Origin of the sequence: Streptomyces sp. NPDC007875, from assembly GCF_042868035.1 — a bacterium.
Classification (GTDB): domain Bacteria; phylum Actinomycetota; class Actinomycetes; order Streptomycetales; family Streptomycetaceae; genus Streptomyces; species Streptomyces antimycoticus.
In genome coordinates this window covers 17,901-28,473 of the sequence record NZ_JBIADZ010000057.1, presented here as the reverse complement: position 1 = coordinate 28,473, position 10,573 = coordinate 17,901, and the positions used below count along the sequence as shown (strand labels likewise).

The 10,573-nt window shown below is 71.3% G+C and carries 10 protein-coding genes; 8 read left to right on the top strand and 2 right to left on the bottom strand.

Annotation, left to right across the window (positions count from 1 at the left end; all coding sequences use genetic code 11):
- Nucleotides 1-137 precede the first annotated feature (137 nt).
- Nucleotides 138-509, top strand: coding sequence for a S8 family serine peptidase (locus ACFYOY_RS47895; RefSeq protein WP_388594347.1), 372 nt, complete (start codon nt 138-140; stop codon nt 507-509).
- A gap of 55 nt (nt 510-564) precedes the next feature.
- On the opposite strand, the gene ACFYOY_RS47890 is transcribed toward ACFYOY_RS47895, so the two are convergent.
- Complete coding sequence (locus tag ACFYOY_RS47890; protein WP_388594345.1) at nt 565-1,359, bottom strand: IclR family transcriptional regulator; 795 nt, start codon at nt 1,357-1,359, stop codon at nt 565-567.
- A gap of 165 nt (nt 1,360-1,524) precedes the next feature.
- Between ACFYOY_RS47890 and ACFYOY_RS47885 the strand changes: the two genes are divergently transcribed.
- The 3 genes from ACFYOY_RS47885 to ACFYOY_RS47875 all read left to right on the top strand — a co-directional run bounded on the left by ACFYOY_RS47885 (nt 1,525) and on the right by ACFYOY_RS47875 (nt 4,966).
- On the top strand, nt 1,525-3,450 hold the full coding sequence (locus ACFYOY_RS47885; protein ID WP_388594343.1) for a GDSL-type esterase/lipase family protein: 1,926 nt from the start codon (nt 1,525-1,527) through the stop codon (nt 3,448-3,450).
- Entirely contained in the window at nt 3,447-3,905 is a 459-nt protein-coding gene (locus ACFYOY_RS47880) for a cytidine deaminase family protein (protein ID WP_388594341.1), read from the top strand. Before ACFYOY_RS47885 ends, ACFYOY_RS47880 begins: the two co-directional genes overlap by 4 nt.
- A 95-nt stretch (nt 3,906-4,000) precedes the next feature.
- On the top strand, nt 4,001-4,966 hold the full coding sequence (locus ACFYOY_RS47875; protein ID WP_388594338.1) for an LLM class F420-dependent oxidoreductase: 966 nt from the start codon (nt 4,001-4,003) through the stop codon (nt 4,964-4,966).
- On the opposite strand, the gene ACFYOY_RS47870 is transcribed toward ACFYOY_RS47875, so the two are convergent.
- The gene (locus tag ACFYOY_RS47870) at nt 4,953-5,894 is read right to left on the bottom strand and encodes a LysR family transcriptional regulator (protein WP_388594335.1); all 942 of its coding nucleotides are present in this window, start codon (nt 5,892-5,894) and stop codon (nt 4,953-4,955) included. The genes ACFYOY_RS47875 and ACFYOY_RS47870 overlap by 14 nt on opposite strands.
- Nucleotides 5,895-6,413: 519 nt before the next feature.
- Here ACFYOY_RS47870 and sfnG point away from each other — a divergent pair.
- From sfnG to ACFYOY_RS47850, 4 genes are all read left to right on the top strand, one after another.
- Nucleotides 6,414-7,523: a dimethylsulfone monooxygenase SfnG gene (gene sfnG / locus ACFYOY_RS47865; RefSeq protein ID WP_388594332.1), complete on the top strand. Its 1,110-nt coding sequence runs from the start codon at nt 6,414-6,416 to the stop codon at nt 7,521-7,523.
- Between the two features lie 87 nt (nt 7,524-7,610).
- Nucleotides 7,611-8,165: an NADPH-dependent FMN reductase gene (gene ssuE, locus ACFYOY_RS47860; protein ID WP_388594330.1), complete on the top strand. Its 555-nt coding sequence runs from the start codon at nt 7,611-7,613 to the stop codon at nt 8,163-8,165.
- A 2-nt stretch (nt 8,166-8,167) separates the two neighbouring features.
- Nucleotides 8,168-9,367 carry an SfnB family sulfur acquisition oxidoreductase gene (locus ACFYOY_RS47855; protein ID WP_388594327.1) on the top strand — a complete coding sequence of 400 codons (1,200 nt, stop codon included), beginning with the start codon at nt 8,168-8,170 and terminating at the stop codon, nt 9,365-9,367.
- A 41-nt stretch (nt 9,368-9,408) separates the two neighbouring features.
- Nucleotides 9,409-10,569, top strand: coding sequence for an LLM class flavin-dependent oxidoreductase (locus ACFYOY_RS47850; protein WP_351900672.1), 1,161 nt, complete (start codon nt 9,409-9,411; stop codon nt 10,567-10,569).
- Nucleotides 10,570-10,573: the final 4 nt, after the last annotated feature.

Genomic DNA, 10,573 nt, shown 5'->3' with positions numbered 1-10,573 from the left:
CATCAGCGTGCTGTTCGCCATGCTCCGAGACGGCACCTTCTACCAACCCAGAACCCCACGCCTCGCTTGACGAAAGACATAGAGGCACCCCCCGGCGCTCCTGCGCTGTTCCCTGACTCCTGTGGCCGATCAGGGCGTTGGCACGCCCCGGCCTGCCCAGCGTGGACGGCGCGGCGTTCAGCACCAGGAAGGCCGACGCGGCGGGCTTCTGGGCCGACATCAGCCATGGCAAGGGGTTACGGAAGATCTGGCTGGACCGGAAGGTCAAGGCGTCGCTCGACGTCAGCGTCCCGCAGATCGGCGCCCTGGAGATGTGGAAGGCCGGATACGACGGCAAGGACGTGAAGGTCGCCGTGCTGGACACCGGCATCGACACCACGCATCCGGACGTCAAGGACGCCGTCGAGGACGCCAAGAGTCCGCGCCGCCCACCGGGGCCGGGCCCGAAGGTCCGCCGGGGCGGCCGGGGCGGCCGGGGCGGCCGGGGCGGCCGGGGCGGCCGGATCTGAAGCCCACGGGGCGGCTGGGCCCCGAGCCCACCGGGGCCGGGCCTGAACGAGCCGTCTACGGGCGCCACTGCGGGCCTGTGCCCGTCCCCCTCGGCACGACCGCCTCGATCTTCGCCCGGATCTCCCGCATCACCCCGACGATCCGCTCCTCCCGCCCCTCCGTCAGCCGGGCCGTCGGCACCGAGCAGCTGATCGCGTCCACCGCCGGGACGTCGTACCGCAGGGCGAAACCGAAGCCCACGATGCCCAGGACCCCCTCCTCCCGGTCGACCGCGTGGCCCCGCTCCCGTACCCGCGCCAGATCGGCGACAAGCGCGGCGCGGGTGCGGTGGGTGTTGGGCGTCATCGGCGCCAACTCCTCACTCCTCAGCGGGAGTTCGCCGTCGGTCCGCTCGGCGAGCAGCGCCTTCCCCAGCGCCCCCACATGGGCCGGAAGCCGCCGCCCGACACGGCTGAACGGGCGGAGGTACTCATGCGACTCACGCGTGGCGAGATAGACCACATCGCCGCCGTCCAGCCGGGCGAGGTGAATGGTCTCGCCCAGCGCGTCGGACGCCTCGTCCAGATACGGCCGCGCCGCCCGCACCCGTGGATCGCTGTCCAGATAGCTGGTGCCGGTGAGCAGCGCGCGGATGCCGATCCCGTACAGCGAGCCGGTGACGTCGGTACGCACCCAGCCGCGGTCGATCAGGGTCTTGAGGAGGGCGTACATACTGCTGCGCGGCACGCCGAGCTCCTCGGCCAGCTCGCGCAGCCGGGCCGGCTGTTCGCCGCGCGCGGCGAACAGCTCCAGCAGTTCCACGGTGCGGCCCGCGGACTTCACTTCGCGCACCCCACCGGTCTCCGCCATGGCGCACATCGTAACCGTGGCCGCACACCTTGACGTTGAACCGATTCAACGCTTCCATCGTGAGGCGACCACAGCCTGGGAGCGCTCCCAGACCCCGCACCCTCCCCCGAGAGGACCCCCATGCCATCGATCCCGCACGTCTTACGCAGACTCTTCCTGTTTGTCATGGCCGCGTCGCTTTGCGCGGTGGGGCTGAGCGTCGCCACCACCGCACGGGCAGCGGCCCTGGGGAACGGTTCGGTGACCGACCCCAACATCGCCTACACCGGCCGCTGGGACCTCGGCTCCGCCACCGCCGCCGTCCCCAACTGGACCGGCGGCTACCTCCAGACGGCGTTCACCGGCACCACGGTGAAGATCAAGGCCCGGGAGGCGGTGAACTTCTACGCCAGCGTCGACGGCGGCGCCGATGTCTTCTACGCGGGCGTCAGGGGCACCGTCAACCTCACCCCGACGCCACTCCCCCAGGGCAATCACACCCTCCGCGTCTCCTACCGCTCCGGTGACACCGTCTTCCAGGGCCTGGTCCTCGACTCGGGCGCGGGCACGGTGGCCCCCCGCGTCCCCTCCGGGCTCATCGAGTTCGTGGGCGACTCCATCACCGCGGGAGCCCTCACCGACCGGCTCGCGCTGGACTCGTACGGCTGGAAGACCGGCGAACAGCTCGGCATGCGCCACACCCAGATCGCCCGCTCGGGCTACTGCCTGGTCGGCAAGGGCGGCTGTGTGGGCCTCGCCTCCCAGTTCTTCAAGACGGCCTCCACCGGCGACCAGAACTGGGACTTCTCCCGCTACCAGGCGAGCGCGGTGGTCATCAACCTGGGCACCAACGACATCGGGCACGGCGTCACCGGCGCCGAGTTCCAGTCGGCGTACACCGCCCTCCTCCGCGACATCCGCGCGAAGTACCCGAACGCGGCCCTCTTCACCGTCCAGACCCTCAAGAAGCGCTATCCGGCGGAGACCAAGGCGGCCGTGAGCGCGCGCAACGGCGCGGGGGACGCGAAGGTGTACTACGTCGACACCAGCGGCTGGCTCACCGACGGCACGGACTACGAGGACGGCAACGGCCACCCCAACGAGGCGGGCCACACCAAGTTCGCGAACCGCCTGGCCCCGGTCATCGCCGCGAAACTCGGCTCCGCACCCCTCAAGGCCGTGGCACCAGGCCAGCCGGGCGACCCCCACATCACGTTCAGCGGCCGCTGGGGTACCAAGACCTCCACCACCGCCTACACCCCCTACTGGGCGGGCGCCTACTTCCGCACCGGCTTCACCGGCCGCACGGTCAAGCTCAAGCAGCGGGGTGCGATCGACCTGTGGGCCAGCATCGACGGCGGCCCCGCCACCTTCTACGACGAGGCCAAGGGCACGGTGAACCTCACCCCCACCCCGCTCGCCGCCGGAAACCACACTCTTCAGGTCAACTACCAGGTGGTCGCGGGCAGTTATCACGGTGACGCGGTCTTCCAGGGCCTGACCCTGGACAGCGGCGCCACCACCTTCACCCCGTCGGCCCCGAAGAAGCTGATCGAATTCGTCGGCGACTCCATCACCGTCGGCACCACCACTTCGCAGAACGCCCGCACCGCCTACGGCTGGCTCATCGGCGAACGGCTCGGCGCCGACCACACCCAGATCGCCCAGGGCGGCGCCGCGCTCGTCGACACGGCGGACGACCGGATGAGCCTGGAGCAGCAGTTCACCAAGCTGAACCCGAATGCCGCCACGCCCGACTGGGACTTCTCCCGCTACCAGGCGAATGCCGTCGTCATCAACCTCGGCACCAACGACGTGGGGCGCGGGGTGAGCTCGGCGCAGTTCCAGGCGTCGTACACCAGCCTGCTGCGCAAGGTCCGCGCCGCCTATCCGAACGCCTGGATCTTCGCCCTGCGCACCTTCAGCGGCCGCTTCGGCACCGAGACCAAGGCCGCCGTCACCGCCTTCGGCGACGCGAAGTCGTCCTACATCGACACCACCGGCTGGCTCGCCTCCGACGACCTCTCGGACTCGGTCCACCCCAACGACAAGGGCCACCGCACCATCACCGACCGCCTGGCGCCGGTCATCTCTGCCAAGCTCCAGGCATGACCACGCCTCATTCCGTCGACCATGACCTCATCCAGGCCGCAACCCAGGTGGCGGCCGCGCGCAGCCGCGGCGACAACCACACCGTGGCGGCCGCGGCCCGCGACCGGGACGGGCGAGTCATCACCGCGATGAACGCCTACCACTTCACCGGCGGCCCCTGCGCCGAGCTCGTCGTCATCGGCGCGGCGGCCGCCCAGGGCGCGTACGACCTGGTGACCATGGTCGCCGTGGGCGACCGCGGCCGCGGGGTGATCCCTCCCTGCGGCCGCTGCCGCCAGGTGATGCTCGACTACTTCCCGGACCTGCGCGTCATCGTCGGCGCGGGCGGGCGCCCGCGCGCCGTGCCCGTCGCCGAGCTGCTCCCCGAGAGCTACCGCTGGCAGGACCACCAGGAGCACGACGACCAGCGGGAACACGACGACCAGCAGGAACACGACGACCGGCCCACGCCGTGACCGCGTCCCGCGTCTACCGCATGTGAGCCGCCACGACCCACGGTGACCAGCCGTTTGTCCCGTTTGGACGGCGCGGGGAGCGGTACTCGGGGGCCATGGTTCGATGGGGATACACGATGATGACCGAGCAGGCCGGTCCACGTCAGCTCGTCGACGACGTGGTCCGGGCCGAGCAAGTCGGGTTCGACTTCTCGGTGACCTCCGACCACTACTTCCCGTGGCTGGACTCCCAGGGGCACGCCCCGTACGCCTGGAGCGTGCTGGGCGCCGCCGCGCAGGCCACCTCCTCGATCCCGCTGACCACGTATGTCACCTGCCCCACCGTGCGCTATCACCCGGCGGTGGTGGCGCAGAAGGCGGCGACGCTCCAGCTGCTGTCCGAGGGGCGGTTCCGGCTGGGGCTCGGGTCCGGCGAGAACCTGAACGAGCATGTGGTCGGGCAGGGCTGGCCGTCGGCCGATGTGCGCCACGAGATGCTGGAAGAGGCGATCGAGATCATCCGGGCGCTGTTCGGCGGTGGCTATGTCACCCACCACGGCACCCACTACGACGTCGACTCGGCGAAGCTGTGGGATCTGCCGGACCAGCCGCCGCCCATCGGCGTGGCCGTCTCCGGGCCGCAGTCGTGCCGGCTGGCCGGGCGGCTGGCCGACATCCTGATCGCCACGGAGCCCAAGTCCGAGCTGGTGGGGGACTTCGAGCGCAATGGCGGTGGCGGGAAGCCCCGGATCGGCCAGATCCCGGTCTGTTACGACCCCGACCGGGGCGCGGCGATCGCCCGCGCCCATGACCAGTTCCGCTGGTTCGGGAGCGGCTGGAAGGTCAACTCGGAGCTGCCGGGGCCCGCCTCCTTCGCGGGCGCCACCCAGTTCGTCCGGCCCGACGACGTGGCCGCGTCCATTCCGTGCGGCGATGACGTCGAGGAGTTCACGGAGCTGATCCGGCCCTTCGTCGACGCTGGCTTCACCGATGTCGCCCTCGTCCAGATCGGCGGCGACCATCAGCGGCCGTTCCTGGACTGGGCCGAGAAGCGGCTGCTGCCCGCGCTCAGGGAGCTATAGCCCCCGGGGCGCCCGGGGGAGTCGCAGAAGTCTCCGCACGCCGTACGAAGAGCTCGTGCAGGTCGCGTACGGCGCGCGGCACCGAGCCCGAGCGGCGGCGCTGGATCACCAGCAGCACCTCGGTGGCCTCGCCGTCCGCGAGCGGCCGGTGGGTGATCGCGCCACCGCGCTCCAGGGGGTCGCCGATGACGCTGAAGTCGGGGAGCACGGTGACGCCGAGCCCCTCGGCCACCATCAGCTTGCCCATCTCGGCGCCGTCGGTGGAGTACGAGAAGGACGGGGTGCGCCCGGCCAGCAGCCGGTGGATGAAGCGGTGCATGAGATAGCCGGAGCGCATGACGATCAGCGGCTCGCGCCCGTCCACCAGATCCGCCGCGCTCACCGTCGGCCGGACGGCCAGCGGGCTGTCGGGGCGCAGACAGACCACCGGGCGGCCGCGCAGCAGCTCGGTGGTCTCGAGGTCGGGCGGGACGTCGTCCCCCCGGAGGTAGTTGACCAGGCCCAGGTCGACGCTGCCCTCCTGCAGCGCCCGGTGGATCTCGGTCTGCTGCGCGCCGACCACCTCGACCTGGGTCACCGGATGGGTGGCGCGGAACTCCCGGACGGCCGGGATCAGCAGCGGGACCGTCGCGGTGTTGACCGTGCCCAGCCGGATCATCCGGCTGACGCGGTGCTGGTCACCGGCGGCGCCGCGCAGCCGGTCGACGGCCTCGATGACGGTGACGATATGCGGCAGCAACTCCCTTCCCTCCGCGCTGATCGTGGCGCCGGAGCGCTTGCGCTCCAGCAGATCCACGCCGAGTTCGCGTTCGAGATTGCGCACGGTCTCGCTGAGCGCCGGCTGGGACAGATGCAGTTCCTCGGCGGCGCGGCGGAGTGAGCCGAGGCGGGTGACCGCGGCGATGTATTCCAGCTGTTCAATTCGCACACGCCGCACCATGCCCGCCCGGTCCGCCCGCTTCAAGGGGATCCCTATCACGGTCTCATGAATACCGACTCACTCCCCGGCCCGCGTCCCGGGTAATCTCGAAGCGGGCGCCGCGGAATTCCGCGGCCCGGCCCATGCGTCCGGGATATGGAATGGACCCCGGGCCTTCTTGACCGGCAGGACTTCCCCCTGGTTGGATCGGTGACATGAAGCGACAGGACCTCACGCGGCGACGCCACGTCGACCTCGCGCGTGTCTCCAGCGCGTCCTGTTGCTGTCGGGCTTGACCTGACGCCGGGTCCGAGCAAGCCCTGAGGGATCGCCTCCGCTTCGCTCCCCGTCGCCTCCCATGATCGGGAAAGGCTTCTAGCCGCCGCCACCGAGAAAATGCGGCCGCGCCGTCCCGCCTTTGCGTCCATTCGCGCTGCCCGGTCTTTCCGCGCCCCGCCCCGGATGAATTCCGCTCGACGCCGGGGCGTCGATTCGCCATGCCCGTATTCGTTCCACCGGGAGTTCCTCATGCCCGCAGAACCCCTCCGTTTCGCCTATTGGGTACCCAATGTCAGCGGCGGACTGGTCACCAGCACCATCGAGCAGCGCACCGACTGGGGCTACGACTACAACCGCGATCTGGCCGTGCTCGCCGAGAACAACGGCTTCGACTACGCCCTCAGCCAGGTCCGCTACATGGCCAGCTACGGCGCCGAGTACCAGCACGAGTCCACCAGTTTCAGCCTCGCGCTGCTGCTGGCCACCCAGCGGCTGAAGGTCATCGCCGCCGTCCACCCCGGGCTGTGGCATCCCGGCGTCCTGGCCAAGCTGGGCGCCACCGCCGATCAGCTCTCCGACGGGCGGTTCGCGGTGAACGTCGTCAGCGGCTGGTTCAAGGGCGAGTTCACCGCGCTGGGCGAGCCCTGGCTGGAGCACGACGAGCGCTACCGCCGCTCCGAGGAGTTCATCCGGGCGCTGCGCGCGATCTGGACCGAGGACCATGCCGAACTGGCCGGGGACTTCTACCGGATCCGTGACTTCTCCCTCAAGCCCAAGCCGCTGCGCAGCCCCGGGCGCCCGCATCCGGAGATCTTCCAGGGCGGCAACTCCACCGCCGCCCGCGCCATGGCGGGCCGGGTCTCCGACTGGTACTTCAGCAACGGCAAGGACTTCGACGGCGTCACCGAGCAGATCGGCGACGTCCGCGCCGCCGCCGCCACCGTCGGTCGCCCCGCGCCCGGCTTCGCCCTCAACGCCTTCCTGATCGCCCGCGACACCGAGGCCGAGGCACGCGAGACCCTCCGCGAGATCGTCGCCAAGGCCGACCATGAGGCCGTGGACGGCTTCCGCGGCGCCGTCCAGCAGGCGGGCCGGTCCACCGCCGACGGCAAGGGCATGTGGCAGGACTCCTCCTTCGAGGACCTGGTCCAGTACAACGACGGCTTCCGTACGGGGCTGATCGGCACCCCCGAGCAGATCGCCGAGCGCATCGTCGCCTACAAGCGGCTAGGCGTGGACCTCTTCCTCCTGGGCTTCCTGCACTACCTGGAGGAGGTCGAGTACTTCGGCAAGCGGGTGCTGCCGCTGGTCCGCGAGCTGGAGGCGGAGCTGCCGGAGCCCGTGCCCGCGCTTTCCTGACGCCGCCGGCGTTCGCGCCGCCGCTCCCGCCGCCGTTCCCACCGGCGCCCGATCTCACCGCCTCGACCGCTTCACGAAGGGTTGCTCATGGCCACCGTCCTGTCCCTCTCCGGCTCCCCCTCCGCCACCTCCCGCACCGCCCGGCTGCTGCGCCATCTGGACGCCCGGCTGACCGCCCAGGGCCATCAGGTGGTCCCGCTCGACGTCCGCACCCTCCCCGCCGCCGCCCTGCTCGGCGCGGACTTCTCGCACCCGGCCATCGTCCGGGCCAAGGCGCTGGTCGAGCAGGCGGACGGGCTCGTCGTGGGAACACCGGTCTACAAGGCCGCCTACTCCGGGCTGCTGAAGTCCCTGCTGGACCTGCTGCCGCAGTACGCGCTCGCGGGCAAGACCGTGCTGCCGCTGGCCACCGGTGGCACCACCGCCCATGTGCTGGCCATCGACTACGCGCTGCGGCCGGTGCTGTCCTCCATGGGCGCGGCCCACATCGTCCAGGGCTGGTTCACCCTGGACAAGGACATCACGGTCGAGCCGGACGGCGGGGTGAGCGTGGCGGCGGGGGCCGCCGAAGCGCTGGAGCTGGTCGTCGACCAGTTCTCGGCGGCGCTCGGCCACACCACCGTACTGGCCGCGGCGAGCTGACCGTGTCGTCCCTGCCCGAGCCCGCCCATGTCATCGCCGATGACACCGAGGCGCTGAAGGTGGCCGCGGCGCTGGCCGAGGAGTTCCGTACCGGCGCCGCCGAGCGCGACGCCCAACGCAGGCTGCCGCGTGCCGAACTGGACCGGCTGTCCGCGTCCGGGCTGCCGGCGATCACCGTCCCGGCGGAGTACGGCGGCGCGGACGTGTCGGCCGTGACCCTCGCCGAGGTGTTCCGGCTGCTCGCCGCCGCCGACGCCAGCCTCGCCCAGATCCCGCAGAGCCACGTCGTGTACATCAATGTGCTGCGCCGTCAGGGCACCAAGGCGCAGCAGGCGTTCTTCTTCGGCGAGGTGCTGGCAGGGAAGCGGTTCGGCAACGCCCAGTCGGAGGCGGGCACCCGGCACCTCCAGGACATCCGCACCCGCCTCGCCCCGGCCGCCGACGGCTCGTACACCCTGACCGGTGTCAAGCACTACTCCACCGGTGCGCTGTTCGCCGACTGGATCCCGGTGCTGGCCCGGGCGGAGGACGACGACCTGTACGTGGCCTATGTCCCGCGGGACGCACCCGGTCTGACCGTCGTGGACGACTGGGACGGCATGGGCCAGCGGACGACCGCGAGCGGCACCGTCCGGCTGGAGGCCGTGCCCGTCCCAGCCGACCGGGTCGTACCGCACCATCTCACCTTTCGCGGGCCCCAACTGCACGGCGCGAGCGCGCAGTTGCTGCACGCGGCCATCGACGCCGGGATCGCCTCGGGGGCGCTGGCGGAGGCGGTAGCCTTCGTCCGCACCAAGAGCCGCCCCTGGTTCGAGAGCGGCTTCGAGACCGCCGCCGAGGATCCGCTGCTCATCCAGCGCTTCGGCGAGCTGGCCCTCCAGGTCCGGGGCGCCGAGGCCCTGCTGTCCGCCGCCGCCCGGGCCGTGGACACCGCCCGGGCCCACCTCGACGAGGACACCGCCGCCGAGGCGTCGATCGCGGTGGCCGCGGCCAAGGTGGCGGCGGCCAACGCGGCGGTGGAGACGGGCAGTTCGCTGTTCGAGGTGTCCGGCACCCGCTCGGCCCTGGACGCTCTGGGCCTGCACCGCCACTGGCGGGACGCCCGTACCCACACCCTGCACGACCCGACCCGCTGGAAGGTCCAGCACATCGGCCGCTATGTGCTGAACGGCACGAGACCACCCCGCCACGGCCTCCTGTAGCGCCCGCCCCACCCCCGCTCACCCCTGAACGGAGCCGCACCATGTCCCTCACCTTCCACTGGTTCCTGCCCACCAACGGCGACAGCCGCCATGTCGTCGGCGGTGGCCATGGCACCCCCGTCACCTCGGCCGGAGGGGACCGCCCGCCGTCCGTCGGCTATCTCTCCCAGATCGCCCGCGCCGCCGAACACCTCGGCTTCGAAGGCGCTCTCACCCCGACCGGCGCCTGGTGCGAGGACGCCTGGCTGACCACCGCGATGGTCAGCCAGCACACCGAACGGCTGAAGTTCCTGGTGGCCTTCCGGCCCGGTTTCCTCTCGCCCACCTTCGCCGCCCAGATGGCCTCCACCTACCAGCGGCAGACCGGCGGACGGCTGATGCTCAACGTGGTCACCGGCGGCGAGAGCCAGGAGCAGCGCGGCTACGGCGACTTCCTCGACAAGGAGGCCCGCTACGCCCGCACCGGCGAGTTCCTGGGCATCGTCCGCGACCTGTGGGACGGCAAGACCGTCGATGCCACCGGCGAGCACCTCCATGTCGAGGGCGCCAAGCTGGCCCGGCTCCCCGACCCGATCCCCCAGGTCTACTTCGGCGGCTCCTCCCCCGCCGCCGGTCAGGTCGCCGCCCGCCATTCCGATGTCTACCTCACCTGGGGCGAACCCCCCGCCCAGGTCGCGAAGAAGATCGCCTGGATCCGCTCCCTCGCCGCCGAACAGGGCCGTACGATCCGCTTCGGCATCCGGCTGCACGTCATCACCCGCGACACCGCCGAGCAGGCGTGGGCCGAGGCGCGCCGACTGCTCGACGGCTTCGACCCGGAGACCGTGCGCTCCATCCAGGCCGGTCTCGGCCGCAGCGAGTCCGAGGGCCAGCAGCGCATGCTCGCCCTGCACGGCGGCAGCCTGGACAACCTCGAGATCTACCCCAATCTCTGGGCCGGTGTCGGCCTGGTGCGCGGCGGCGCGGGCACGGCGCTGGTGGGCAGCCACGCCGAGGTGGCCGAGCGGATCGCCGAATACCACCGCCTCGGCATCGACGAGTTCATCCTGTCCGGCTATCCGCACCTGGAGGAGGCGTACTGGTTCGGCGAGGGCGTCCTGCCCCTGCTGCGACGGCAGGGCCTGTGGTCCCACCCCTTCCAGCCCGCCGCCCCCGAACAGCCCACCGCGCAGGTCCCCTTCGCGGCGGCCGGGAGCTCCTGATGTC